Below are 24,301 nucleotides of genomic sequence, written 5' to 3'. Positions count from 1 at the left end.
GCGGTGAACTAGACAGCTCCACTTCACAACCGGAGGCCTTCATCTGTCAGACAGACTCACCGATGCCGAGCGGTACAACCTCCCTGGACATCACAGCTAGTCGACCGGACGGCCGTCGTGGTTGCGCGGTATCCGCAGGACGAACCGGGCGCCTCGCTCGCTGTCCTCGATGGTGAGCCTGCCGCCGTGCAGCTCGGCGATCTCCCGGGCGATCGGCAGGCCGAGGCCGGTGCCGCCCGGGTCGCGGGCCCTGCTGTCCTCCAGCCGGGCGAAGCGCTGGAACACGAGGTCCCGGTCCCGCTCGGGGACCCCCGCGCCGTCGTCGACGACCTCCAGCACGGCGGTGTCGCCCTCCCGCGACACCGTGATGTCGACGCGCGACTCGGCGTGCCGCTCGGCGTTGTCCAGCAGGTTCGTCAGCAGGCGGACGAGCCTCAGCCGGTCCCCCCGCACCGTCACCCCCTCCTGGAGGTGCGGGACGATCCGCTTCGTCCGGTCCGACCTCGCCACCTCGATGGTGACCAGCGCGGCGAGGTCGATCGTCTCGACCTCCTGCCAGGCGGCGGCGTCCAGCCGGGCGAGCTGCAGCAGGTCCGTCACGATCGCCTGGAGCCGCTCCAGGCTCTGCAGGACGCTCCGCGCCGTCCGCGGCCAGTCGACGTCGTCGGGGAACAGCAGCGCCTCCTCGATCTGGGCGCGCGCGGCCGCGATGGGGCTGCGCAGGTCATGGGACGCGTCGGAGGTGAAGCTGCGCTGCCGTTCGAGGGCGCCGTCCAGCCGGTCCAGGGTCGCGTTCGCGGCCTCCGCGAGCCGCCTGATCTCGTCCCGGCTCTCCGGCACCGTCACCCGGCGGCCCGACCGGTGCGCGGTGATCTCCGCCAGTTCGGCCCGGATCGCGTCCACCGGGGCGAGGGTCTGGTCCACCGTCGCCCAGGCGCGCAGGCAGCCCAGCAGGATCACCAGCAGCGAGACGCTGGCCAGGAACATGAGCAGGCCGGGGCTCACGTACCAGGGGACGATGGGGACGGCGGCGTAGATCAGCCAGTCGCCGCCCGGCTTGAAGACGCGGAAGCCGATCACCCACAGGCACCGGTGGCGCCGCACCGGCGAGCACACCTTCCGGGTGGTGTACACGCGCGTCTCCGACGGGACGAAGCCGGCGAGCGGCCGCCGGGCCTGCACCCGTCCCGGCGTCCCCGCGATCACCCGCCGCCGCTCGTCCATGACCTGCAGCATGACGCCCGGAATCCCGTCGATCCGGCCGGGCACCGACCCGCGCCGCAGCGTGTACGACAACCGGAGCGCGGCCGCGGTCGCCTCGCCGCGGGAGGAGTCGGTCTCCGAACCGCGCGCCTCCACGAGGACCAGCGTCGTCACGATCACGCAGATCACCGCGGTGACCGTCCCGGCAATAACGGTCATCCGCACCCGTATGGACCATGTGCGCCGTCCGTCCACCCGACCTCCCGCAGGTGAGGTAATCACCGCACACGCCGGGATCAGTCCTCCGAACAGCAGAGATGCGGCCAAGACAGGCAAAAGAAATGGTTGCCGGACCGACCGGGCAGGCAGAAGCCCGGGCACTGGAAAGCAGCCCGGCTAGCATGCTCGGTTATGGAGCTGCGCCAGCTTGAGTACTTCGTGGCGGTAACGGAAGAGGCCGGCTTCACCAAGGCCGCGGCCCGGCTGCACGTCGCCCAGCCCGGCGTGAGCGCCCAGATCCGGCAACTGGAGCGGGAACTGGGCCAGCCGCTGCTCGACCGCTCCGGCCGGACCGTCCGGCTGACCGAGGTCGGCGCCGCCGTCCTGCCCTACGCGCGGGCCGCGCTGGCGGCGGTCGAGGGCGCCCGGCTGGCCGTGGACGAGCTGACGGGCCTGCTCCGCGGGCACGTCACGATCGGCACGATCGACTGGATCCGGTCGCTGGACCTTCCCGGCATGCTGGCCGGTTTCCACCGCGACCACCCGGACGTCGAGATCACCGTCGTCCAGGAGGACTCCGCCACCCTGACCGAGGGGCTCCGCACCGGGCGGATCGACCTGGCGTTCCTCAGCCTCGGCGCCGGCCCGCCCGAGGGCCTCGCGACGCGGGTCGTCATCGAGCAGGACCTCGTCGCCGCGGTCGCCAGCGCCCACCCGCTGGCGCGCAGGCCCACGATCACCCTGCGGGCGCTCGCCGAGGAGAACCTGATCTGCCTGCCCAGGGGCACCGGGCTGCGGTCCGTCCTGGACGGGGCCTTCGCGGACGCCGGGCTGCGCCCGCGCGTCGCGTTCGAGGCGGGCGAGCCGCCCGTCCTCGCGGAGATCGCCGCGCACGGCCTCGGCGTCGCCGTGCTGCCCGAGTCCGCCGCCCGCGACCGCCCGGACGACCTGCGCGCGCTCCCGGTCGTCCGGCCGCGGCTGACCGGGCGGATCGCCCTGGCCTGGCGCGCCGAGGGGCCGCGCGGCCCGGCGGCGCGGGCGCTGATCGCCCGCGCGCGCCGGTGGCCCTCCTGATCAGGCCGCCCGCTCGGCGGAGCCGTCCACGACGCCGTGCAGGACGTCCGGCCTGTTGGTGATGATCCCGTCCACGTCGAGGTCGATCGCCCGCTCCATGTCACCGGGATCGTTGACCGTCCAGGTGAGCAGGTCCATCCCGGCGTCGTGCACCTCGTCGACGTAGTCCTCGGCCAGGCCCGCGAAGGGCGGATTGACCTGGTCCGCGTACTTCGCGAGCTTCGGCAGGTCCGCGGCCTTCGGGGTACCGAGCAGTCCGGTCGGCACCTTCGGCAGGACGGCGTGGAACCGCCGCACCGACTCCCAGTCGAACGACTGGACGACGAGGCGCCGCTCCCGCGGGTCGTACCGGAGCCAGGACGGGGACCTCCGCAGCTCCGCCGCAATACGCCCCTCGATGCCCGGGTACAGCTCGGGGCTCTTGATCTCCAGCAGCAGCCCGAGGCCCCGGTCGCGCATCGCGGCCAGCACCTGGCCGAGCGTCGGGACGCGCTCGCCCGCGTACTTCCGCGCGAACCAGCCGCCGGCGTCGAGCCTCCCGATCTCGGCGAGGGTGAAGTCGGCGACCTTCCAGGGACCGCGGCCGGGGTAGACCTCCTCCGCGTCCGTCGTCCGGGCCAGGGTGGTGTCGTGCATGATCACGAGCTGGTGGTCCTTGGTCTCCTGGACGTCCAGCTCGAACATGTCCGCCCGCCTGGCCTGGGCGAGCCGGAACGCCGCCAGCGTGTTCTCCGGCGCGTACGCGGACGCGCCGCGGTGCGCGACGTTCACGACGCCGGCGTCCGGATCCGGGGCCCGGGCGGGGGCGGTGCGCGGGCGCGGTTCCGGGGCGCCCGGCAGCAGGGACAGGAGCGGGTCGGGGCCTGGACGGGCGTCGGCGGGCGCCGCCGGGACGGCGACGGCCGCGGTGGCCAGGACGGCGATGAGCGCGAGACGATTCCGCCGGTGCATCAGTCACCTCTCGGGAGCCGGGGCTGTCCGCCCCAACCCTCGGCCCGTCCGGTGACACCGGAGTTACGGATCGGTAGCAGACTGTGTACCGAAGGTGACGATACGCATCGGGTCCCGTCAGGACGAGTCAGACACGGCCGGGCCGCCCGAACGACCTCCGGGCTCCTCGCCGCCGTCCGGCCCGGCGGCCCGCGCGCTCTTGGCCGCCTTCGCCAGCACCAGCGCGCCGAACAGCAGCCTCCTGCCGCGCCGGAGCGGGCGCCTCGTCCGCCCCGGCTCCGGCTCGCGCCGCGGAGCGGGGATCACGGGAAGCGCGTGGCGGCGCGGCGTGCCCAGCCGTGTCGGACGGCTCCGCCCGCGCAGCGTCACCGAGCGTCCGAGATCCCATTCGTCGGACTCGGCGAGGTGCGCCAGCTCCAGGACGGCCGCCGAGGCGAGCACCCGTCCCTCCTCGTCCTTGGCGAGGTCGCTGAGCCGGGCCGCCTCGTTCACCGGATCGCCGATCACCGTGTACTCGAACCGCTCCTCCGCGCCGATGTACCCGGCGACGACCGGGCCCGCGGACACGCCGATCCCCGCGTCCAGCATCGGCACCTCGGCGCGCAGCCGCACCGCCAGCTCGCGGGCCGCGCCGAGCGCCCCGCCCGCCGAGTCCTCCACCTGCGTCGGCGCCCCGAAGATCGCCAGCGCCGCGTCGCCCTCGAACTTGTTGATCCAGCCGCCGTGCCTGGCCACCGCCGACACCACGACGCCGAAGAACCGGTTGAGCAGCCCCACCACCTCGTCGGGGCCGCGCGTGTCGGCCAGCCTGGTGGACCCGGTCAGGTCCACGAACAGGACGGCCACCTCCCGCGTCTCGCCGCCCAGCGTGACGACGCCGCGCTCCAGCGCCAGGTCGGCGACCTCCTCGCCGACATGCCGCCCGAACAGGTCGCGCAGCCACTCGATCTCGCGCAGCCCCGCGACCATGTGGTTGAACCCGGCCTGCAGCTGCCCGACCTCGCTCGCGTCGTACACGTCCACCTCGGCGCCGAGGTCGCCCCGCTCGACCTGCGCCATCCCGCTGCGCACCGCCTTGATCGGGTCGGCGATCGCCCGCGTCGCCATGTAGATCACGCAGACCCCCGCCAGCAGCGCGGCACCGCCGAGCCCGAGGATCGTGATCGCGAGCTGGGTGACGTTGATGTCCGGCGAGGCCAGCGCCGCGATCGCCACGCAGATCAGCCCGAACACCGGGATCGCCGTCCCGAGCGCCCAGGCGAGCATCACCCGCGTCGTCACCCCGGGCAGCCGGAGCCTCTTCGGACGCTCCGCGCCCAGCACCAGCGCCGCCGCCGGCCGCAGCAGCCGCTCCGACAGCAGGTAGACGATCGTGCAGGTCGTGCCCGCGCCGAGCAGGCACGTCAGCCCCGTCTTCACCGCCAGCCGCCCGGTGAACAGGACCAGGTCGAGCGCCGCCCAGCCGAGCGCGCCGACCGCCCACAGCGCCCCGACCAGCAGCGTCAGCCGCAACGGCCCGAGCAGTACGGCCCGGCGCTGCCGCCGGTCGGGCTCTCCCCCGTCCCGGACGAACGTGACCACCGGACGCCACAGCCACAGCCCGCACAGCAGCGCCGCCGGAGCCGCGACCACCGGATAGCTGAAGAACGCCACCGCGTTCACCAGATGCACATAGTCGCGGTCGTCCAGCGGCGGGTCGGGGACCACGAACGTCGCGAACAGCAGCACCACCAGCGAGCCGATGATGTTCGCGACGCCCACCACGAACAGCAGGACCCATCGCACCCGGATCTCAAGCCTGCTGGTCACGTGCGCCTCCGGAGGGGAAGGAACCTCCGAGAGGGATCATCCCACGGCGGGCGCCGTCCCGCCGTGGGATGCCCTCACTCAGGCGCTCGTGCTCTCCTCGGCCAGCGGCAGCGGCACCCGCGCCTCCTGCGAGCTGCGCCGGACGAACGTCCAGCCGACCACGACCAGCGCCGCCCAGGCCGCCATCACGTACAGCGCGATCCGCGTGTCGGCCTCCCATGCGATCGTCACGGTGACGAACGCGAAGAACGCCAGCACGGCCCAGTTCGTGTACGGCGCCCACGGCATCCGGTACGGCGCCTTCGGCAGCTCCCCGGCCGCCGACCGCCGCCGGTACGCCATGTGCGCGAGCAGGATCACCGTCCACACCAGCAGCGCGCCACCCGTCGACACCGACGTGATGTACTCGAACGCCTTGTCCGGCACCACCGCGTTGACGACCACGCCGATGCCCATGACCAGCGCGGAGATGACGACGGTCAGGACGGGCACGCCGCGCCCGTTGAGCCGTCCGAGCACCTTCGGACCGTCACCGTTGACGCCGGCCGTCCGCAGCATCCGCGACGTCGAGTACAGCCCGCCCGCGTTGCACGACGACAGCGCCGCCGTCAGCACCACGAAGTTGACGATGTCCGCACCGCCCGGGATGCCGATCCGGTCGAACGCCAGCACGAACGGGCTCGCCCCGCCCTTGAACGCCGTCCACGGCACCACCGCGAGGATCACCAGCAGCGACCCCAGGTAGAACAGCGCGAACCGCACCGGAAGCGCGTTGATCGCCCGCGGGATGTTCTTCTCCGGGTCCTTGGCCTCGCTCGCCGTCACGCCCACCAGCTCGACGCCCAGGTAGGCGAACATCACCATCTGCAGCGTCATGATCGTGGCCCCGGCCCCCTCGGGGAACACGCCCCCGTGGTCCCACAGGTTCCCGACCCGCGCGGTGTCCCCCGCGTCGCTGAACCCGAAGACCAGCACCCCGATCCCGACCAGGATCATCATCACGATCGCCGCGACCTTGATCATCGCGAACCAGAACTCCAGCTCGCCGAAGAGCTTCACCGAGATCAGGTTCACCACGAACAGGACCACCAGCGCCACCAGCGCCGTCTGCCACTGCTCGACGCCCGGCCACCACTTCTGGATGTACTTGCCGGCCGCGGTCAGCTCCGCCATCCCGGTCGTCACCCAGATGATCCAGTACGTCCAGGTCGTGGCGTACCCCCAGAACGGCCCCAGGAACTCCCGGGCGTACCCGGCGAACCCGCCCTCGGCCCGCCGGTAGGTGAGCAGCTCGCCGAGCGCCCGCATGACGAAGAACAGCGCCAGCCCCGCCACGGCGTACGTCAGGATCAGGCTGGGCCCGGCCTTGGCGATGTTCTCCCCGGCGCCCAGGAACAGCCCGGTGCCGATCGTCCCGCCGATGGCCAGCATCTGGATCTGGCGGGTACCAAGCCCGCGTTGGTAGTCCTCCGCGCTCTGGTCTGGGAGCTTCGCGACCACGCGGCCTCCTCTCTACAGCCGTCCCCGCAGGGGGATCCGGCGCCACCCTCCGATCACGCACGGTTGCGCAACTCGGACAGAGTAGGAGCCCCAAGCACAAACACGAAACACTCTTGTCCGTCCTGTTTCTCCCCGCCCGGATCGTCCCCTCACCCGCCCGGGGTAATCGAGTTGGCGACCCACTCGGCCATCGCGTATGCTCTCGGACGTCGCCAAGCGCCGGGAACACCGGCCAAGACACCCCTCCAGAGCCGATAGGCTCGGAGACGCAAGGTCCTGTGGAGCAGTTAGGAGTGCTCGCCACCCTGTCAAGGTGGAGGCCGCGGGTTCAAATCCCGTCAGGACCGCCAGACGCACCACCACGCGTCCTGGGCAGGTAGCTCAGTCGGTACGAGCGTCCGCCTGAAAAGCGGAAGGTCGGCGGTTCGACCCCGCCCCTGCCCACCACCAAGACCAGCAACAACGCCCCGGAGCCACACGGCCCGGGGCATCTTTTTTTGGCAGCGACCGGCGTAGGCAAGAGGTCTGACGGTCCCCCGCCAACAGGCGCGAGCTACGAGCGGCAGCACCGCGACGACCACACTTGTCCTGGTCGGCGGCGCCGGACCGGGCGAGGCCGGGTTCGCGCGCCTTCTCGGCGACATTTCGGGCTGACCTTCCTGGACATGGACACCCTGACGCCACACCGAACGAGGCCAGACCCCTTGAATACATGATGTTGATCTAGCCCGCATAATTTCTCTCGCGAGATTTATAGCGGAGCAGATCACGGTGTCCAGTGGCCGACCAATCCAGTAAGAGTGATTACTGCAAAGGTGTAGGCATCTGACGCCGCCACCGAGGCTCGGTGATAGCGCATCAATCTCCTGGCTCGCGCGCCGATCCCATAACTGAGGTCCGAGACGATCGCCGTGCGTGGCCGGGCGCGCGAAAGCGGGACGATCGCTGCCGCAGGGCTTCTGGTGCTCTGACCATGGACGGGCCCCTTGCCCTGCCTTCCTGCAACTCAGCCCGCGAGTTGGGTGTCCGGGCGGGCCGAGCTGGTTGTTTCCGGCTCATGAGGTTGGTTCCTCGGGCTCGGTTTTTTACTGGGGCGGTGCACTGATCGCCTCAGAACGTAAAGCGGCCGTCGTTGTTGGTCAGGATTCCGTCGACTGGTGCGGCGGCCGGATTCGCCGAACCTGCCCGGGGTAATTATCGCCGCGGTCCGACCGGACCCGCTGATCGATTCAGGGAGATCTGAATGCGAAGAACTCTAGGTATGCTCATGGCCGCCCTAGCCCTGCTGGCAGGAATGGCCCCGACCCGTCCCGCGTCCGCCGAAACCCCGAACCGCGCCGACGGATTGGGCTGGCACACCCGGTTCACCGAGACCGACCTGATCTCCGACATCCCGGGCCGGGCGCCTCTTCAGGACCCCAAGCTCGTCAACCCATGGGGCCTGGCGCTTAGCCCGACCGGGCCGCTGTGGGCCGCCAACAACGGCACCGGCGTCGCCACCGTGTACGCGGGCGGCGCGAAAGGCGTGACGAAGCAGGCACTGGAAGTCGCCGTCGAGGGCGGCGCGCCCACCGGAGAGGTGTTCAACAACACCGCCGACTTCGCGGTGAAGGGCGCGCCGGCCTCCTTCATCTTCAGCAGCGAGAGCGGCGCGATCACCGCATGGAACCGCAACACGGGGACCACCGCGGTCCGCGTGGCGGGCGCGCGAGGCGCCATCTACAAGGGACTGGCGCTGCTGCACACCCGCCATGGGGCGTTCCTGCTGGCGACTGACTTCCACAACGGACGCATCGACGTCTTCGACGGTAGGTTCCGGCGGCTCAGGCTGCCCGGCGGGCGCTTCAACGACCCGTCGATCCCACGAGGCTTCGCGCCGTTCAACGTCGCCGTCCTCGGCCGCTCCGTGTTCGTCACCTACGCCAAGCAGGATGCGGACGCCGAGGACGACGTCCCCGGCCCCGGGCTCGGCTTCGTCGTGGAGTACCGGCGGTTCGGTCGGTCCCATCACCGCTTCGCCTCCCGTGGTCCGCTGAACGCGCCGTGGGGGCTGGTGATCGCGCCCCGATCATTCGGCGACTTCGCCGGAGACGTCCTCGTCGGCAACTTCGGCGACGGCCGGATCAACGCCTTCACCCGGCATGGCCGTTGGCGGGGCGCGTTGCGCCGGCCAGACGGCCGCCCGATCGAGATCGACGGCCTGTGGTCGCTCCTGCGCGGGACGCCGACGACCGGAGGCACCGACGCCGTCTGGTTCTCGTCCGGCCCGAACGACGAGACGCACGGCCTCGTCGGCCTGCTGCGCAAGGCCCGCCTGCACTGAACACGAGCGTGACCAGCGGCCGGGCCGTACCTGCTGATCTGTGCGGGCGCGGGAGCGGTCGGCACGCTGCTCAGCGGCGTGGTGATAGTGAAGGCGTATGAGCAGAACCTTCGTGTATCGGCGAAGGCGATGCTGTCGCCTCTGAACACCCTGGCCGGCATTCTCCTGGGGATGCTCCTAGCGCAGACGGCTCCCGGCCCCCTGGGGGCGGCGGCGATCTGCGTGGTCCTCGTGGCTTCCTACGGGGCCGCGAAGTATCAGAGCCGGAACAAGTCCGGATCTGACTGATCCAGTCCGCAGTAGGGCAGCGCCCCCTCCCGAGACTCCGGTAACCATGGAGAACTTTGGTCGGGTCTCGCTGACCTGCGGCGTAGTCCCCACTTGAGCGCCCGTCCGGCCCGTCCGGGCGGGCGCTCGCTGCGCCAAGCGTCAGTCTTCTCGGATCAGGACGCGTTGTTTGCTCGTGGCTCGGCGGGCTGCACTCCCAGTGGAGCGCAGGCGACAGATCCGGCACAGGCACAGCGGAACTTGGGCCGCAGCCATGGACCCGGACGAACCTACGCTGCTCAAGGACGCTTACGCCCCTCTACCAGCTTCACAAGAGCTTCCCGCTTCCCCGAGGGAGCGTCGCGTAGAACCTGCCGAGCACGCAGAAGTGCGTCCACATCAGCGGTTGCGGCGGCGACCTCCGCGGCAACCGAGTCGATCTTCCCTAGTCCAGCATCAGCAAGCCAGCGAGACACCTGAGCCCAGGAGTACAGCTTGACGCGACTACCGCGATGAATGACCGGAGCGGGGAAACTTCCAGGGCCGCGTTCACCGGTCGTCCAGTGTCCGACCGCTGGGGCCGACCTGCCGGTCTTCTCAGCGATGTCGTCGATGGTCACCAGGTCCTCCATGACACCGGTCACCGCCAGCCCACTGCGCTCGCTGTCGTCGATGGCAGACAGGATCGCCCCGATTGCGTTGGGGGCCTCGCGCGAGAACAGGACCGTGCCACCCTGCTCGTCGCCAGAGAGTTGACCGTCACCGCAACGCGAGTACAGCCGCTCTGCGGCCTCCTCGAGGTCACTGACCGGGCCGACCTCAAGCTCGAACCAGTAGGTGCTCATCAATCCTCCCCTTCATGCCGTTCGGCCTCCTTGGCGTCATGCTGTCGCATCCGCCTCCGGATCTTCTGCGCCTCGTGTTCGTCAACGTCGGGAGTTCCGTTGATCGAGAAGGGAGGGGCACAGCAGCCGGGACCGCCAGGGCAGGATGCCCTCGCATAGGCGTGAGCCCGTCCGCTGGTGTAGGTGATCTTCCACCCGGCTTCCTCTAACTCCCTGATGGCCGCCCGCGTATGCTTGCCTGACATGTAGGAATAGTACTACGCATGTAGGGCCAGACTAACACTTCACTTCGATGGCATCCAACGCAGTTACTTCACCAAGCTGCACAGGTCTTCTCTTATCCGTTCGGCCTTGTCCGACCGTCACCGTCTCATCGGCCGTCCGAACCGATGTGGGGCTACATCTGGTTGCTGCACCGGTGTCGCCTCGGGAGCTTTTCGGCACCAGCGCGGCAGGGTGGTCGGTCCTGGTTAGCAGGTCGGCCAGCCATCTTGGCAGCGGCGCTGGCGTGATGTCGTTCACCGTCACCTGGAGGCCGTCGGTGGTGAGACTGCTGCCTGCGGCCACCACGTGGCCCCTGACTATGGGTGTCGACCGGCCGTCCCAACCAGGCGGCGGGGTTGCGCAGCCGGGCACCGGGCGGGGTGGTGAAGTACAAGTGCATCCCGTCGGCATTATTGCCAAGTTTTTGATCTGAGTTTGTCTCTGGTGGTTAAGACGTTCCTTCGATGGATGGGACGTAATCGGCAGGGGCCGGTCGTCCGGGCGCCTGCTGGGTGCTTCCCCTTGCGTGTTAGCGGCCGGTTCGGGTTCCCGACTGGCGACCATTTGCCGGGTGGCTCTCTGGCTGGGAATTGGTGGTCTCAATAATGAGGAGCCAGGGGTGTGGGGAGGCGGTAGCGTCGCGTGGATGGTGGGTGAGGACGTGTTGCAGGACGGGCCCCATCGGCGGGTGGTGCGGGTCGGGGACACCGTTCGTCGGCCTATGCAGCCCTGGACGGCGACGGTGCACGCCTTGCTCGGACATCTGGAAGCGGTGGGCTTTCCCTATGCGCCCCGTCCCCTGGGGATCGATGAGCAGGGCCGGGAGGTTCTCACCTTCATTGATGGCGAATCCGGGCCCCAGGGCTGGGCCAAGGTAGTGGATGACCGGGGCTTGTCCGCCTTCGCTCGGCTGCTGCGCGACTACCACGACGCGACCGTGGGTTTCTCACCGCCGGAACAGTCCGTCTGGTCTTGCGGCGCGAGCGCGCTCGTTGAAGGTCAGGTTGTCTGCCACGGCGACTTCGGCCCGTGGAACGTGGTGTGGCGCGGCGATCAACCAGTGGGGATCATCGACTGGGACTTCGTCCACCCGGCGCCACGCCTAAGCGATGTGGCCTACGCGCTGCAATACCTCGCCCCGTTCCGCGATGACGCCGAGTGCCTGCGATGGCTGCATTTCACACAGGTGCCCGATCGGCGCCACCGCCTGGAGCTGTTCTGCACCGCCTACGGTCTTGCCGCGCCCCTGGGGATCGTGGATGCAGTGATCGACAGACAGCGGCAGAACATCGACCTGGTGCGCCGGCTGGCCTCTCAAGGGCATGAGCCGCAAGCCACGTGGGTCCGCGAGGGTCTGCTGGAAGAACTCGACCGCCGACTCGTCTGGAGCGATTCGAACCGTCATCTGTTCGAATGACGGCCCCATGCCGTGCGCCCTAGTCGTCGGGGCGAGGGAGATGCGGCCGGTCGGGGCAAGGCTGTGTGCGGGTGGCTGTATCCGGGTGTTCATGGTGCGATCAGCAGTTATCGTCGGGACATGGACGAGGCCGAGGCGAGCGAGCACCTCTGGCGGGAACATGTGCGCCGGCGAATCACCGCCGAGCAAGATCGAGACACTTTGGCTCGTCGAGTACGACGCAGACCCGTTCGAAGTCGAACTGTACGAGTTGGCGGCCGACTCGCGAACATTGCTCATCGACCGCGCCCAGCGGCGCCGGGCCGGACAGCACGAGCGGCACGTTCGGCGGTTGAGAGAACGACGTTCGCGGAGCGATCGGTGGCGGAGACCTTGACGGCACTGACCGCATCCGACCGGCGCCACGGGCGTACGTCAGGCACCGTCTGACCTCGGTGAACAACCGGGGCCTCTTATGAGGGCTGCCACGGGCCGAGCGGACGGCCTCTTGCGACAAAGTCCCTGTACTCGTAGCCCAGCATCCCGAGGTTGACCCACCAGTGCGGATCAGCGTTCAGTTCCCGCTCCGCCAGCTCAATGGCCGCCTCCGGTGTCGAGGCGGTGCCCACTGTGCGGGCTCCCTCGCTGTCCGCGTCCTCTGGGTAGAACGCATCATCGCTCGGATAGAGCAGGCCGTCGTGCCTGTCTAGCTCCATCGTGTCCTCGACTGCCGTGCACGAGATGTAGTAGACACCGTCGGGTGCCGGGGTGATTACTACGTATCTCACTCCTCGGCGTCCGGCTTCTTCGAAACCACCGAGGAGTTGCTCTATCGGGCGTCCGCGATTCAGAGCCCCCAGCGCCAAGGACATCGGCAGGTAGCGCATCAGCCAACGGTAGAGCGCTCCCTGTACGTCCCTCAAATGCATAAACGAGCCCAGACTCAGGTCTGGGACCGGCATGGTCGCCTCAATGTCGCCGCACTCGATGATCTATCCGACGACGTGCGCTATCCGCCGAAGTTTGGAAGCAGGGAGACGCAGATGTGTTGCATTTCGTGCGGCCTCATCGAGTTGAGCCCCCGGCGGCGGCCTGGCCAAACTCGTCCCGTGACCTCCCCTGCCTGATGCCTGCCGGGGCACCGATCAACGACGCATCACGAGCTCTAGCGCTTCAACGCCCGGTAGCGGCGGAGCAGGGCCGTCACCTTCTGGTAGTCGGCATCGCCGTTGAGTTCGGTGAGAAGGTCGTCCGGACACAGTTCATAGACGTCTCCCCACCACTTGCGTCGGCGGTTGTCCCAGATGCGGTAGCCACCGGGGACGCCACGAGCCACGTAGCGCCGCCTAGCCACGTGCCACCTGATCGATCCACATCATCCGCATCACATCCCGGCCCACGTTGCTGAGGGTATGAGCAGCCAGCGCCGGGGGCCACCGGATAACCCTCAGGCACTCGTCAGCCAGCCTGATACGGCAAATCCACAGGTCAGCTGGATGCCGATCGTGCGGGATGGGTACGTTCGCCAAGTCTTCACGGGCGGCCCCAGCGGTCGCTGGGCAGGCGGCCTCTCGGAGCGACTTGACGTTGGGCGCGGACGAACGGCTTGAAACGGGCGATCTTGGTGGCGGCTATGGCGATGGCCTTGAACCGCCTAGCGCTGATGGCTGTCGGGGACCCGATGAGCAGCTCCCGCGGATGCTTGGAGGACTTCTCCGGGGGTGTTTCTCTGGCCGTCTTTGGTTCTATGCGAATCTGACGCTCAGGCCGTGGCCGGTTCATCTATTACGGCGTTTCGATTGTCGGTGCACTCACTCAGGCTGGGGCCCGCGGGTAGCGCTTGGGAGCCGACGGACGGTTCTACGGGACGACTCTACACAGCTCTGACCTGCACAGATCTGCTACCTTGAGGCTGGTCGCACGAACCAGAACTCCCGGGCCCGCTGGGTGGGGGCCCTATCCCACTAGAGCCCTAGGGCCCCAAGATTCCGCTGGCGTATTGGGGCCTTTAAGCCCTCCCCGCCCACGATTCACCCCGAGTAATTTCTCCACAAGTTACCGAAAAGGGAGATGAATCATGGCGATCAGCATCCAGAGAAAGGCCGCCTTCGCCGCCGCGGGCCTCGTGGTGACGACCGGCCTGGGACTGGTGGCGTGCGACGCGACGTCCGCTCGGGAGACGAAGCTGAGCGCCGGGGGCACCAAGAGCACCCAGGCGGCCGGCAGTCTCAGCGCCGCGCAGATCGCGGCCGGTGGCACCCGCGTCAGCGGGGACTCGGCGAACACGCCGGTCTACCTCATCAAGGGGTACCGGCAGAAGGTGACCGACACCGGATGCGCCAGCAAGTGGAGCGGCGCGGTGGACGCGATGCGCGGCTGGGGGTGGACGGGCAAGTTCCACCGGGTCGGCTACTACTCGACCGACAATCCGAAGGGCTGTGTGCGGATCGCCAAGGGGTCGAACGACACCTCCATCAAGGATCTCGGCAGGAACCTGGCCCAGAACATCTACAAGAACTACTCGTCCAAGGGCCAGACCGTCGACATCGTCGCGCACTCCATGGGCGGTCTGGTCGCCCGCGCCGCGATCGCCGGCTACGCGCGCCACGAGCCGGGGTGGCCGCCCAAGCTGCTGATCCAGGACGTGGTGACGCTGGGCACGCCACACAAGGGCGCCATCCTGCCGACGTACTGCGCGTCCAACAGGCAGTGCCGGGAGATGAGCGGGACGAATTCGTTCCTGAACTGGCTCGGCCCGCAGTTGCCCCAGGCCGAGGGCGGCACCGACTGGACGCTGATCGCCACCGACAGGGACGAGGCGGTCAACTCCTCCAGCTCGGCGGCCGAGCTCATCGGGGCCCAGCACCGGGTGCGCTACGCCCCGGTCGCCGGTCTCCGGCACAGCGACCTGCGCACCAGGACCTCCGGGCACTACCGGCTGAACTACAGCCTGAACGACGGCGGTTGGAAGCACATCCGGAACGGCGCCCCGCCCACCCGCGTGGCCATGGACGCCATCTACTGGTCCAGCAAGTGGTGACCTAGGGCTCCGGGGCGGGCGGCCAGGTGGGCCCGGGCCTCGAACGGGTCCACATCGGTGAGGTCTCGGCCGCCGATGTGGACCTGAGCGCCCCGCAGGCGCCGGGCTGCTGTCACGCGGCGTGACGTGGGTCAGGTGCAGCCGACCTGCGGCGAGCGTAGTGCGCGGTGAGGACGAGGACCAACGGTCCCCACAGCAGGAGCGGGGCGTAGCAGACGTCCATGATCAGACCTGCCGTGCCCTGCGGGAACTCAGGGTTGGCGAGGGGCCCGCCCGAGGGCAGGACCAGGGCGAGGCAAAGTACGGTCACCGCGGCGCCGCCGAGCGCGGCCGGGATGATCCCCGCAAGCGGCGGGATCCGCCGGCCGCCGAGGAACGGGATCCGCCGAGGCACGGTCTGCCCCCACGGCCGGATCAGTCCCAGGGTGAGGAACGCCGCAGCCTGTGACACGACCGTCAGGGTCAGGACGTACACCATGATGTCGACGCCGGTATACATCTCGCCAAGCTTGCCGGTGAAGCCGACATCGGCGCCGAAGCCGAGCGCCATTCGCCACACGCCGGACGGCACCGTGCACAGGACGGTCGTCCAGGCGCACCAGACTGCCCAGCGGGGAACGCCCGAGAGGGTTTCGGACGCTGTGACGTTCTCCGTGGCCGGCATCGATCGTGTCAGGGTCATCAAGTTCTCCGTGCCGTAGCGGGTGTCGCGCGCTCTCAACAATCACGAATCCCCAGGCTCGGGAGACCACCCGAAGGGGCGAACAGGCTCCCTCCCCTGGGGGACTTCCGGGGTGGTCATGGATCTGCTCGTCTCCTGGCTGGTCCGCGCTTCTGCAGGCGGCGACGATCGATCCTTGCTGGAGTTCGTCTGTCGCGGCGGCGGACGTCACGTGGCCTTCGGGGCGGCCAGGGCGAGGTCGAGTACGTCTATGCCGACGGGGGTGCGGGCCGTTTCGATCCGGCTTACCGACCACGGGCCGGGCAGTCGGTGCAGTAGCTCGCCTGTCGCGATCGCGACCTGGTGCCGGGCCAGGTGGGCGCCGAGGCAGAAGTGGACGCCGTGGCCGAAGGACAGGTGAGGGCCGGGTGCGCGGTCCGGCCGGAACCGGTTCGGCTCGGTGAACATCCGGGGGTCCCGGTTGGCGGAGAGGATCATGATGATCACTCGACTGCCGGCCTCGATCGCGTGTCCGGCGATGTTCGCCGGGACGGTGGTGAACCGATCGGTGCCACCGGTCGGCGGGAGGAACCGCAGGACCTCCTCGATGGCGCCGGGCAGCAGAGCGGGGTCCGCGCGCAGTGCGGCCGGCGCGTCCGGGTGGGCCGACAGGCACAGCACGGTGTTGACCAGCAGCGTCCTGGTGGTCTCGTGGCCGTTGATGAGCAGCAGGGTGCAGAAGTTGAGGAGTTCGTCCTCGGTGAGGCGGGTGCCGTCCGGTTCGGCGGCCAGCAGGACGCTGATGATGTCGTCCCGGGGGCGAGCGCGCCGGTCCGCGAATGCTTCCTGGAAGTAGTCGGTGAGCTCGGTCCGGGCGGTATCGAACGCCGCCCGCCGTGCCGGGTCCTGGGTGAACGCGCCGGCGAAGGAGGTGATCGCCTCGGTCCAGCGGACGAAGTCCGGCTGCCGGGCGGGTTCGACGCCGAGCAGCGTGGCGATGGTGTGCACCGGAAGCGGGTGGCCGAGGCGGTCGATCACGTCCAGCTCGCCGTCGACCTCGGCCAGCCGGGCCCGCACCGTGTCGGCGATCTGGGGCAGCAGGGTCTGCACCGCGCGGGGGGTGAACGCCCGGCTGACGAGCTTGCGCAGCAGGTGGTGCCGCGGCGGGTCGATCGCGGCGAGGCTGCCCAGGATCGGGTTGTCGCGGTGCGGTACGGGTCGCGCGCTGTAACGCAGTTCGTCGGACGAGAACACCTGATGGTCGGTCAGTACCTGCTTGGCCGCGGCATGGCCGTGTACCGCCCAGGCGTCCGGACCTTCCAGATACCGGACGCCGTCGCCGACAAGACCTTGCCGCGCGGTCTCCCTATGCCAGTCGAGGATGCTCTCGACCATTTCGTTGCCCATGCCGCGAGCGTGTCATCCCGGGATTCGCGACGATTGGAGAAAACGGACATCACGCAGCAACGTGTTGGGGGGCACACCGACAGCTTCTCGGAATTCGGCGAGCAGGTGCGATTGGTCGTAGAAGCCGCACTCTCCCGCGATTTCGGCCCACTGCGGAGGTACGCCCCGGGAGAGTGCGGTCCGGGCGGCGTCCAGTGCGCCGTGCAGGCGGACGACTCGGATGTAGGCCTTTGGCCGGAGCCCGACGGCGACCACGAATCGGCGCCGCAGTTGCCGTTCGGACAGTCCCACTTCAGTGGCGTGCCGGGCCACGGGAGCGCCCGGTGCCGCGTGCATGAACGCCAACGTCCTGCGCACCTTTTCGTCGACGCGGCACTGCCCCGCCCGTGCCCGTACCAGCGCGAGCGCGGCCGCGAGCCGCGCCTGGGGCGTTCCCGGCAGACGCCCGACCTCGATCGGGGCACCGGCGAGCGGCACCTCGTCGGCCGCCACGCCGAACAACCCGGGCGCGGTGCCCGGCCGCAGCCTCACTCCGACCAGCGCCCCGCCCGGCGGCAGCGGCCCCTGCCGCCGATGGGTCTCCGGCCCGGCCAGCCGGCATCGCCCGTCCGGCATCACCACCAGGTCGACGGCGGGTTGCGGTAGTGCCCGAGGCACCGCGGCGCCGTCCAGGATCCAGCTCCCGGCCACCAGGTGGGCCAGGTCTGCGGGAACGGACATTTCGGTCAACGCGAGCGGGCTCCAGGACTGTTGCCCGTGAAGCGCTGGCCCATGGCGATCTCGTCGCCGACGATCGACCAGGCGGTCTCCTCGTGCCGGAAGGGGAGCGGGTCGATGCTGGACGTTTCCTGGCGGATGCGTGTGACCTCGTCCTCCAGGCGCTCGAATTCGGCTTCTTCGTCGCCGGTGAAGGTGAATTCCTCCAGCAAGCGCTGGAAGCGGAAGGTGACACCTATGAGGGACGAGACGTCCGTGTGGAGTTCCTCCGCGGTCTCATCGTCGGGGTCGAATGCGTGCACCTTGCCAGTGCTGGGGTCCAGGGCGAGGTGGGCGTTGAGGAGCCAGCCGATGACGGGCCATTCGGCCGCGTCCACCGAAGCGTCGACGACGTCTTGGAGGACGGGCAGCCGACCGGAGTTCTCGTCGGGCTCGCGCAGCCAGAACGTCCCGGTGGGGACGCCGGCGGTTTGCAGGAGGCGGGCGCCTTCGGTGTCCGCGGCGGAGGGCGGGAAGGCGGTGGCGGGCAGGGTCACGAGCCGGTCCTCGCCGAAGATGTCGGCGAGTTCGCCGCGGGTGACGTCGAAAAGCACAGCCGGAACTCCGAACTCGGCGATATGGGCACCGTAGGACTCGTAGTGGATGGAAGCGGTCGCAACCAACAGCGTTGCGGATCGGGACGCTCCAGGCGACTCCGACTCCGCCTGAGACGTCCGTCGCGGAGAGGCCCAAGCCTGTCCGCATCAGTAACGGGGGCCCGGCACCAGCCGGGCCCCCGTTCCTCTGTGGTGCCGGTTCTTCGCGCGGTACGGCGGCGATCACCGTGTGCGTGGCCAGAACGTGAACAGGGGCGGGGTCGCGTGGAGTCAGGTGGAGTCGGCACCGTCCACCAGGACGGCCAGGCCGGCGATGAGGCCCAGGACCGCGATGACCGCCAGCAGGCAGATGAGGATCAGCAGCCAGCCGAGGACGATTCCCAGCAGCGCCATTCCGCGGCCGTCCCCGTCAAGACGGCGGCCCCGGAAGCGGCCGACATGGCCGGCGATGATGGCCGCCAGCGCGCACAGAACGGCGAGTCCGACGAAGACGGCCGGGTTGATCCAGGCGATGCCCGTCGCGAAGTTCGCCAATGTCGCGATACCGGAGCCGGCGAAGAACAGGCTCACCTTCGCCGGACGGTTGGCGCTCGGCCTGGTGCCCTGCTGCCCGGCAGTACTCATGATCGCCCCCTCGGATTGCCGGGCACCCTACCAGCGGAAACCCTGATCAACGAGGCGGGCGAGAGTCACCTGGAAGGTCTCGGGCGAGTGTTCGTCGCGGGCCGTTCGTCTCAGGGACGGTGGGCGCGGAGGCCGTCGACGAGGATGGACAGCAACCGCGGGCCTCGCGCGTCGAGTTCGGCGTCGTCCAGCCGCGACAGCCAGCTGATGAGCACGATGACGTCGCGGGCCTCGGCGTCGGTGCGCACGCTTCCGGCCGAGCGGCCGGCGGCCAGCAGCAGTTCCACCGCCTCACCGATCGGGCCGAGGCTGTGGGCGGCGAGGTCGCGCCATGTCGCCGCTTCGACGGCCGCGAACACGTCGCGCTTGACGCGGGCGTAGGCGGCCACCCGGTCGAACCATGCCGCCAGCGCGTCCAGCGGGCGGTGGGTCTCCAGCAGACGTGGAGCGGCGGCGACGAGCTCCTCCACTTCATGGCGGTACACCTCGACCAGGAGGTCCTCGCGTGTCGGGAAGTGCCGGTACAGCGTGCCCTGCCCGATACCGCAGGCCTTCGCGACCGCGTTGAGTCTCAGCTCCCCCGGCTCGTGCACGAGATCGCGTGCCGCTTGGAGGATGCGCTCCCGGTTGCGCTGGGCGTCCGCACGCCGCGTTCCACCGCTCGGAGCGGAAGCGGACACGTGTCCGCTAAGGTCGTTGGTATAACCGGACATGTGTCCCATTCTAGTGCGGAGGTTCCTCATGACCGTCCAGGGCAAGGTCATCGCCATCACCGGCGCCAGCAGCGGGATCGGTGAGGCGGCGGCTCGCCACCTCGCCTCGCTCGGCGCCGCCGTCGTCCTCGGCGCCCGCCGCACAGAGCGGCTGGACCGGCTGGTCGCCGAGATCGAGGCCGCCGGCGGCGAGGCGGCCGCCACGCGCGTGGACGTCACCCGTCCCGGCGACCTCCAGTCGCTCGTCACCCTCGCCGTCGAACGCTTCGGCCGCCTGGACGTCCTCGTCGGCAACGCCGGGATCAGCAAGATCGGTCCCGTCGCCGATCTGGACGTCGAGGGCTGGTCGGCGATGGTCGACGTGAACGTCAAGGGGATCCTGCACGGGATCGCCGCGGCCCTGCCGGTGTTCCGCCGTCAGGGCGGCGGCCACCTCGTCACCGTCGTCTCGACCTCGGGCCTGAAGATCGTCCCCACCCAGGCGGTGTACGCCGGGACGAAGAACGCGGTGCGCACCCTCCTGGAGGGCCTCCGGCAGGAGAGCACCGACGGGGTCCTGCGGACGACGTCGATCTCCCCCGGCTACGTCCGCACCGAGCTCATCGACAACGCCGTCGACGATCCGGCCGTGCGCGAGCAGGCCAGGCGGAACATGGCCGAACTCGGGATCGATCCCGTGGCGGTGGCTCGGGCGATCGCTTTCGCCGTCGACCAGCCCGACGACGTCGAGATCGGGGACCTGACCATTCGACCGGCCCGGCAAGGCTGAGGTGCGCGGCTCCCCCGGCCGGCGGACGCCCCTGACGCCGTCGGGCTAGGCTGTGTTTCAAAGTCCCGGCCCACTTCGCTCGCCTGACGGCTCGCTACGTGACCGTGCCTGGGCGAACGCGGCATCGCTTCGCGATCTGCCCGGTTCCGCTCGCCTCCGGCCTCGCTCCACCGGCCAGTTCACGCGTTCGCGCGCTTGACCGGAGCCACTTCGAGACAGGCCCTAGACCCCGGCGGCCGAGAGACCTCGCTTGTAGTCGCCGACCGACCGCTTGATGCTCTCGCCGACGGCCAGCATGTCGAAGCGGTAGTGCTCGACCAGCACGCTGCCCTGCGCCATCAGATCGCGGTGCTGCTGATCGTCGAGCAGTTCGAAGACCTGGGTCACCTCTCCCTTGATGATGAAGAAGCCGGTCTCGATCTCGGAGTCGCCGCTGCCGAGCATGAAGGGCTCGAAGTAGCCGAGCTTCCCGTCCGCGACGAGGCCGCGGTAGTAGTCGACCGACTTCTGGAAGAGGTCGAGGGAGTCCTTCTCGCGTCCCGGCCGCGGGGCGCCCCACCTGATCAGAATTCCGGTTTCCATGAATGCCTCCCCCGAATCGTCGTGCCCGGCCGCGGAGCCGGTCGCCCTGCGGCCCCATCTCCTTCCAGCCGAGCACATGAGCCGCGCTGGTGAGCAGTGGACGAAGGTCCCCCATCCGCACGGCCTCCGCCGGGAACGGTGTGCGCCCTAGACCGGCCAGGCCCGCTCGGCGCGGCGCCATCGCTGGGGGGTGACGCCGTAGCGGTTGCGGAAGCGGCGGACGAGGTAGGTGGCGTCGCGCAGGCCGGTCCGGGCGGCCACGGCGTCGAGCGGCAGGTCGGTCTCGCGCAGCATGCGCCGGACTTCGATCATGCGCCGTTCGGTGATCCATTCGAGGAGGGGGCGGCCGGTACGCCTCCGGAGCACGGTCGTGAGGTGGCCGGGGGTGTAGCCGAGCGCGCGGGCGACGTCCGCGGCGGAGACCGGTTCGCGGAACGTCGCCTCGATCTCGGCGAAGACCTGCTCGACGAGCGGGTCCGGCGCGCCGGGGGCGGAGGGCGCCAGGCGCGCGGCCGCGACCAGGAGCCGGGTGAGCGTGGCGGCGATGGCCTCGCGCGCTCCGAGACGGCCCGGGTCGGCGAGTTCCCCGGCCAGGTCCGCCAGCAGCGCCGACCAGGTCGCCCGGTCGGGTTCGGCGACCCGGCCGGGCTCCGCGCCGGAGGCGAACAGGGCGAGGAGGGGGTGGTGCGTCCAGGTGAGCGGGGAGACCGAGGCGAGGGCGGGGACGGCGTCCGGCGTGAACGCCACCGACCACGCGCGGCTGCGGCCGAGTTCGGCGACGTCCGCGACGCCGATGACCTGCCCGGGCGACACCGCGTGGACCTCGCCGGCGCGCAGCGGCCGTTCGGCGCCGCCGATGGCGACCGAGCCCGCGCCCTCCTCGACGTAGACGAGGACGAGGAAGTCGTGGGCGTGCCGGTGGTCCGGCGGCAGGTCGGCGTGGGCGGCTCCGGCGTCGAAGCGGACCACCGAGACGGGAGGCAGGCCGGGGCGCTGCTGGTAGCGGTACACGGGCGTCCCGTCGAGCCGTACCGTCCGCAGCCTCGACGGGGACCCCGGCGAGGACCCCGGCGAGGGGGCGACCGAAGAATGTCCCATGACTGCCAACGTATGTCCTGCTCGCCGGCCGCGGAATGTCCAAGACTCGGAGGTGAGCACACCAGGGTCTGCGCCGGGCTCGTCGCGGGACGGACCGGCCACAGGACGACAAGGGGCAGCCGTGAACGTACGCATCCTCGACCAGCGAACCCCGGAGGAGCGGGACCGCCCGTTCCTGCCCGGCGCGGGCAAGACCTGGCTTCTCCCGTTCTATGACGTCTTCTCCAGGGTGGCCGGTGTCCGCGCACTGCACGAGCGTGCGGCCGGACTCGCCGGCATCGAGCCCGGCCAGGCGGTGGTCGACGTCGGCTGCGGCACGGGCAACCTGTCGCTCGCCGTGCTCGCGGCCCAGCCCGCCGCGCGGGTGACCGGGCTCGATCCCGACGCGGACGCCCTTCGCAGGGCCGCGCGCAAGGCGCGGCGCCGCCGCGTCGATCTCACTCTCGCTCAGGGATACGCCGACCGCATTCCCGCGGAGGACGGCTCGCTCGACCATGTGGTCTCGTCGTTGGCCCTGCATCACCTCGATGACGAGGGCCGGAGCGCGTTCGCGCATGACGCGCTGCGCGCCCTTCGACCTGGAGGAATGGTCACCATCGCCGACTTCGGCGGCCCCTCGCCCGAGGTCACGCACGGCGACCATCCCACGGACGGCGGCCACCACGCGCATGGCCACGGCGGAGGATTCGCGCACGTTCTCCGGCACTTGCCCTGGCTCAAGCGTTCCCAGGCGGCGCACAGCCCGGTCATGTCCGGCGACCATGGCGACGGCGTTGTCGCACTGCTGGCCGAGGCCGGGTTCGACGACGCCAGGGAGGTCGGGCACGCCGAGTTGAGGTTCGGCCGGGTCGCCTTCGTGCAGGCCACCCGCCCCGCCCTCTGAGGGGTCGCGGCGCCGGCCTCTGGTGGGTTATTCGAGGACGAGTTCCACAGGAATGTTGCCCCGGGTCGCGTTGGAGTACGGGCAGACCTGGTGGGCACGCTCGACGAGTTCCCGTCCGCCGGTGAGATCGTCCGGAAGTTCGACGCGGAGGACGACGCTCAGGCTGAAGCCCTTCTCGGTGTCGCCGTTGAGCCCGACCTCGGCGGTCACCGAGACGTCCCGGACGTCCTGGCGGGCGGAGCGGGCGACCGCGCCGAGAGCGCTGGCGAAGCAGGCCGCGTAACCGGCCGCGAACAGCTGCTCGGGGTTGGTGCCGTCGCCGGTGCCGCCCATCTCGCGCGGTGGAGCGAGGGTCACGTCCAGGCGGCCGTCCGAGGTGACGGCCCGGCCGTCCCGGCCGTTGGCGGTGGCGACGGCGGTGTAGCGGGGGGTTTCCATGGGGTTCCTCTCGGGTTTCGCCCGGGGGCGGGCATGCTGTGTGGAGCCGGCGGGCGGGCATGGTGTGTGGAGCCGCCGGGACGGGGGGCTTGGAGGGGGCGCGCCGGCGCGGCGCGTCAGTGGCCCAGGCGGCTGGAGAGTTGGCGCGCGGAGGACGTGACGCCCTCGATGATCTCCAGGAGGCGGCTGCCGCGGAAGCCGTCGTTGACTCCGCCCAGGCTGAGGGTGGCGGCGAGCTCGCCCTGCGCGTCGAAGACGGGGGCGGCTACGGCGCCGACGCCGTAGAGGTAGTCCTCCTCACTGATCGCGTAGCCGTCGCGGGCGATCTTTTCGAGCCGTTCCTCGAGGGTCGCCGCGTCGACCAGCGTGTGCGAGGTGTACTGGTCGAGGGTGCGGGCGAGCCAGCGTTCGCGCAGCTCGGCGGAGAAGGCGAGCATGACCACCGGGCCGGCGGCGGTGTGGTACGGCAGGACCGTCCCGACGCCGACCGTGTTGACCCGTACGGGGTTGTTGCCCTGGAAGATGTCGACGCAGACGGCGCCGTCGGGGCCGGGGATCATGAGGTAGGCGGTGTCGCCGAACCGGTCGGCCAGGCCCCGCAGGAACGGGACCGCCTCGCTGCGCAGGCTCAGTTCGGCGAGCGCGACGGCGCCGACGCGGAAGGGGCGCATGGTGAGCCGGTAGGTGGCGCCCTCGCCCCGGGTCAGCCAGCCGGCCTGGATCAGTGTCGCGGCGAGCCGGTGGACCGTGGTCTTGTTCATGCCGGTGGCCGCGGTGAGGTCCGCGAGGGTGAGGTTGGGTCTCTCCCGGGTGAAGCTCTCCATGAGCTGGCAGGCCTTGAGCACCGACACCACGACGTTCTTGGGGTCGACGCCCGGGCCCTCCTGGTCATCGGAGGCCATCTGACCTCCCTGAGCGTTCC

General features: G+C 70.0%; 23 protein-coding genes and 2 tRNA genes. 8 read left to right on the top strand and 17 right to left on the bottom strand.

Going from position 1 to position 24,301, the window contains the following annotated elements:
* Positions 1-96: 96 nt before the first annotated feature.
* Positions 97-1,422, bottom strand: a complete 1,326-nt coding sequence (locus tag AB0C84_RS03805) for a HAMP domain-containing sensor histidine kinase (RefSeq protein ID WP_361060801.1) — start codon at positions 1,420-1,422, stop codon at positions 97-99.
* A gap of 192 nt (positions 1,423-1,614) precedes the next feature.
* On the opposite strand from AB0C84_RS03805, the gene AB0C84_RS03800 reads away from it, so the two are divergent.
* Positions 1,615-2,496: a LysR family transcriptional regulator gene (locus tag AB0C84_RS03800; protein ID WP_361060799.1), complete on the top strand. Its 882-nt coding sequence runs from the start codon at positions 1,615-1,617 to the stop codon at positions 2,494-2,496.
* On the opposite strand, the gene AB0C84_RS03795 is transcribed toward AB0C84_RS03800, so the two are convergent.
* From AB0C84_RS03795 to AB0C84_RS03785, 3 genes are all read right to left on the bottom strand, one after another.
* Positions 2,497-3,447 carry a glycerophosphodiester phosphodiesterase family protein gene (locus tag AB0C84_RS03795; protein WP_361060797.1) on the bottom strand — a complete coding sequence of 317 codons (951 nt, stop codon included), beginning with the start codon at positions 3,445-3,447 and terminating at the stop codon, positions 2,497-2,499.
* Positions 3,448-3,564: 117 nt separating this feature from the next.
* Positions 3,565-5,256: an adenylate/guanylate cyclase domain-containing protein gene (locus tag AB0C84_RS03790; protein ID WP_361060795.1), complete on the bottom strand. Its 1,692-nt coding sequence runs from the start codon at positions 5,254-5,256 to the stop codon at positions 3,565-3,567.
* Between the two features lie 78 nt (positions 5,257-5,334).
* Positions 5,335-6,756 carry an amino acid permease gene (locus AB0C84_RS03785; protein ID WP_361060793.1) on the bottom strand — a complete coding sequence of 474 codons (1,422 nt, stop codon included), beginning with the start codon at positions 6,754-6,756 and terminating at the stop codon, positions 5,335-5,337.
* Between the two features lie 272 nt (positions 6,757-7,028).
* Here AB0C84_RS03785 and AB0C84_RS03780 point away from each other — a divergent pair.
* The 3 genes from AB0C84_RS03780 (at position 7,029) to AB0C84_RS03770 (ending at position 9,079) form a co-directional block, all read left to right on the top strand.
* Positions 7,029-7,106, top strand: a tRNA-Asp gene (locus AB0C84_RS03780).
* 20 nt (positions 7,107-7,126) lie between these two features.
* A tRNA-Phe gene (locus AB0C84_RS03775) sits at positions 7,127-7,203 on the top strand.
* An 820-nt stretch (positions 7,204-8,023) separates the two neighbouring features.
* The gene (locus tag AB0C84_RS03770; RefSeq protein WP_361060791.1) at positions 8,024-9,079 is read left to right on the top strand and encodes a TIGR03118 family protein; all 1,056 of its coding nucleotides are present in this window, start codon (positions 8,024-8,026) and stop codon (positions 9,077-9,079) included.
* Between the two features lie 566 nt (positions 9,080-9,645).
* On the opposite strand, the gene AB0C84_RS03765 is transcribed toward AB0C84_RS03770, so the two are convergent.
* Positions 9,646-10,191, bottom strand: coding sequence for a hypothetical protein (locus AB0C84_RS03765; protein ID WP_361060789.1), 546 nt, complete (start codon positions 10,189-10,191; stop codon positions 9,646-9,648).
* A gap of 910 nt (positions 10,192-11,101) precedes the next feature.
* On the opposite strand from AB0C84_RS03765, the gene AB0C84_RS03760 reads away from it, so the two are divergent.
* Complete coding sequence (locus AB0C84_RS03760) at positions 11,102-11,872, top strand: aminoglycoside phosphotransferase family protein (protein WP_361060787.1); 771 nt, start codon at positions 11,102-11,104, stop codon at positions 11,870-11,872.
* 452 nt (positions 11,873-12,324) lie between these two features.
* Here the strand turns inward: AB0C84_RS03760 and AB0C84_RS03755 are convergent, their stop codons facing one another.
* Together AB0C84_RS03755 and AB0C84_RS03750 are read right to left on the bottom strand one after the other, a co-directional pair.
* Positions 12,325-12,738, bottom strand: a complete 414-nt coding sequence (locus tag AB0C84_RS03755; protein WP_361060785.1) for a hypothetical protein — start codon at positions 12,736-12,738, stop codon at positions 12,325-12,327.
* A 278-nt stretch (positions 12,739-13,016) separates the two neighbouring features.
* Entirely contained in the window at positions 13,017-13,205 is a 189-nt protein-coding gene (locus AB0C84_RS03750) for a hypothetical protein (RefSeq protein WP_361060783.1), read from the bottom strand.
* Between the two features lie 723 nt (positions 13,206-13,928).
* Between AB0C84_RS03750 and AB0C84_RS03745 the strand changes: the two genes are divergently transcribed.
* A complete protein-coding gene (locus AB0C84_RS03745) occupies positions 13,929-14,891 on the top strand; it encodes a hypothetical protein (protein WP_361060781.1) in 963 nt (320 codons plus the stop codon).
* Positions 14,892-15,003: 112 nt separating this feature from the next.
* Here AB0C84_RS03745 and AB0C84_RS03740 read toward each other — a convergent pair whose 3' ends face one another.
* The 6 genes from AB0C84_RS03740 to AB0C84_RS03715 all read right to left on the bottom strand — a co-directional run bounded on the left by AB0C84_RS03740 (position 15,004) and on the right by AB0C84_RS03715 (position 19,576).
* Positions 15,004-15,615 carry a hypothetical protein gene (locus AB0C84_RS03740; RefSeq protein WP_361060779.1) on the bottom strand — a complete coding sequence of 204 codons (612 nt, stop codon included), beginning with the start codon at positions 15,613-15,615 and terminating at the stop codon, positions 15,004-15,006.
* Positions 15,616-15,780: 165 nt separating this feature from the next.
* On the bottom strand, positions 15,781-16,959 hold the full coding sequence (locus AB0C84_RS03735) for a cytochrome P450 (protein ID WP_361060777.1): 1,179 nt from the start codon (positions 16,957-16,959) through the stop codon (positions 15,781-15,783).
* 12 nt (positions 16,960-16,971) lie between these two features.
* The gene (locus AB0C84_RS03730; RefSeq protein WP_361060826.1) at positions 16,972-17,679 is read right to left on the bottom strand and encodes an AraC family transcriptional regulator; all 708 of its coding nucleotides are present in this window, start codon (positions 17,677-17,679) and stop codon (positions 16,972-16,974) included.
* A gap of 5 nt (positions 17,680-17,684) precedes the next feature.
* A complete protein-coding gene (locus tag AB0C84_RS03725) occupies positions 17,685-18,269 on the bottom strand; it encodes an SUKH-4 family immunity protein (RefSeq protein ID WP_361060775.1) in 585 nt (194 codons plus the stop codon).
* Between the two features lie 273 nt (positions 18,270-18,542).
* Entirely contained in the window at positions 18,543-18,896 is a 354-nt protein-coding gene (locus AB0C84_RS03720) for a DUF4190 domain-containing protein (RefSeq protein WP_361060773.1), read from the bottom strand.
* Positions 18,897-19,006: 110 nt separating this feature from the next.
* Positions 19,007-19,576, bottom strand: coding sequence for a TetR/AcrR family transcriptional regulator (locus tag AB0C84_RS03715; RefSeq protein WP_361060771.1), 570 nt, complete (start codon positions 19,574-19,576; stop codon positions 19,007-19,009).
* Positions 19,577-19,637: 61 nt separating this feature from the next.
* Here AB0C84_RS03715 and AB0C84_RS03710 point away from each other — a divergent pair, with 61 nt between their 5' ends.
* Positions 19,638-20,378 (top strand): SDR family oxidoreductase, encoded by a 741-nt coding sequence (locus tag AB0C84_RS03710; protein WP_361060769.1) that lies wholly within the window; start codon positions 19,638-19,640, stop codon positions 20,376-20,378.
* A gap of 222 nt (positions 20,379-20,600) precedes the next feature.
* Here AB0C84_RS03710 and AB0C84_RS03705 read toward each other — a convergent pair whose 3' ends face one another.
* Positions 20,601-20,960, bottom strand: coding sequence for a hypothetical protein (locus AB0C84_RS03705; RefSeq protein ID WP_361060767.1), 360 nt, complete (start codon positions 20,958-20,960; stop codon positions 20,601-20,603).
* Positions 20,961-21,107: 147 nt separating this feature from the next.
* Positions 21,108-22,058 carry an AraC family transcriptional regulator gene (locus AB0C84_RS03700; RefSeq protein ID WP_361060765.1) on the bottom strand — a complete coding sequence of 317 codons (951 nt, stop codon included), beginning with the start codon at positions 22,056-22,058 and terminating at the stop codon, positions 21,108-21,110.
* Positions 22,059-22,179: 121 nt separating this feature from the next.
* Between AB0C84_RS03700 and AB0C84_RS03695 the strand changes: the two genes are divergently transcribed.
* Positions 22,180-22,941 carry a class I SAM-dependent methyltransferase gene (locus AB0C84_RS03695; protein WP_361060763.1) on the top strand — a complete coding sequence of 254 codons (762 nt, stop codon included), beginning with the start codon at positions 22,180-22,182 and terminating at the stop codon, positions 22,939-22,941.
* A 27-nt stretch (positions 22,942-22,968) separates the two neighbouring features.
* On the opposite strand, the gene AB0C84_RS03690 is transcribed toward AB0C84_RS03695, so the two are convergent.
* Positions 22,969-23,379, bottom strand: a complete 411-nt coding sequence (locus AB0C84_RS03690) for an organic hydroperoxide resistance protein (protein ID WP_179844670.1) — start codon at positions 23,377-23,379, stop codon at positions 22,969-22,971.
* A 116-nt stretch (positions 23,380-23,495) separates the two neighbouring features.
* Positions 23,496-24,281, bottom strand: coding sequence for an IclR family transcriptional regulator (locus AB0C84_RS03685; protein ID WP_361060761.1), 786 nt, complete (start codon positions 24,279-24,281; stop codon positions 23,496-23,498).
* Positions 24,282-24,301 lie beyond the last annotated feature (20 nt).

Origin of the sequence: Actinomadura sp. NPDC048955 (assembly GCF_040649435.1) — a bacterium.
Taxonomy (GTDB): domain Bacteria; phylum Actinomycetota; class Actinomycetes; order Streptosporangiales; family Streptosporangiaceae; genus Spirillospora; species Spirillospora luteofluorescens.
Note: the sequence above shows the minus strand (reverse complement) of the source record. Positions and strands in the feature narration are given on the sequence as shown.

What these genes read in the sequence shown, in the direction of transcription:
- AB0C84_RS03720 (WP_361060773.1), bottom strand. Translation starts at nt 18,896, where the DNA reads ATGAGTACTGCCGGGCAGCAGGGCACCAGGCCGAGCGCCAACCGTCCG.
- AB0C84_RS03705 (WP_361060767.1), bottom strand. Translation starts at nt 20,960, where the DNA reads ATGGAAACCGGAATTCTGATCAGGTGGGGCGCCCCGCGGCCGGGACGC.
- AB0C84_RS03770 (WP_361060791.1), top strand. Translation starts at nt 8,024, where the DNA reads ATGGCCGCCCTAGCCCTGCTGGCAGGAATGGCCCCGACCCGTCCCGCG.
- AB0C84_RS03760 (WP_361060787.1), top strand. Translation starts at nt 11,102, where the DNA reads ATGGTGGGTGAGGACGTGTTGCAGGACGGGCCCCATCGGCGGGTGGTG.
- AB0C84_RS03700 (WP_361060765.1), bottom strand. Translation starts at nt 22,058, where the DNA reads ATGGGACATTCTTCGGTCGCCCCCTCGCCGGGGTCCTCGCCGGGGTCC.
- AB0C84_RS03730 (WP_361060826.1), bottom strand. Translation starts at nt 17,679, where the DNA reads ATGTCCGTTCCCGCAGACCTGGCCCACCTGGTGGCCGGGAGCTGGATC.
- AB0C84_RS03690 (WP_179844670.1), bottom strand. Translation starts at nt 23,379, where the DNA reads ATGGAAACCCCCCGCTACACCGCCGTCGCCACCGCCAACGGCCGGGAC.
- AB0C84_RS03735 (WP_361060777.1), bottom strand. Translation starts at nt 16,959, where the DNA reads ATGGGCAACGAAATGGTCGAGAGCATCCTCGACTGGCATAGGGAGACC.
- AB0C84_RS03800 (WP_361060799.1), top strand. Translation starts at nt 1,615, where the DNA reads ATGGAGCTGCGCCAGCTTGAGTACTTCGTGGCGGTAACGGAAGAGGCC.
- AB0C84_RS03710 (WP_361060769.1), top strand. Translation starts at nt 19,638, where the DNA reads ATGACCGTCCAGGGCAAGGTCATCGCCATCACCGGCGCCAGCAGCGGG.
- AB0C84_RS03745 (WP_361060781.1), top strand. Translation starts at nt 13,929, where the DNA reads ATGGCGATCAGCATCCAGAGAAAGGCCGCCTTCGCCGCCGCGGGCCTC.
- AB0C84_RS03795 (WP_361060797.1), bottom strand. Translation starts at nt 3,447, where the DNA reads ATGCACCGGCGGAATCGTCTCGCGCTCATCGCCGTCCTGGCCACCGCG.
- AB0C84_RS03805 (WP_361060801.1), bottom strand. Translation starts at nt 1,422, where the DNA reads ATGACCGTTATTGCCGGGACGGTCACCGCGGTGATCTGCGTGATCGTG.
- AB0C84_RS03685 (WP_361060761.1), bottom strand. Translation starts at nt 24,281, where the DNA reads ATGGCCTCCGATGACCAGGAGGGCCCGGGCGTCGACCCCAAGAACGTC.
- AB0C84_RS03755 (WP_361060785.1), bottom strand. Translation starts at nt 12,738, where the DNA reads ATGCGCTACCTGCCGATGTCCTTGGCGCTGGGGGCTCTGAATCGCGGA.
- AB0C84_RS03765 (WP_361060789.1), bottom strand. Translation starts at nt 10,191, where the DNA reads ATGAGCACCTACTGGTTCGAGCTTGAGGTCGGCCCGGTCAGTGACCTC.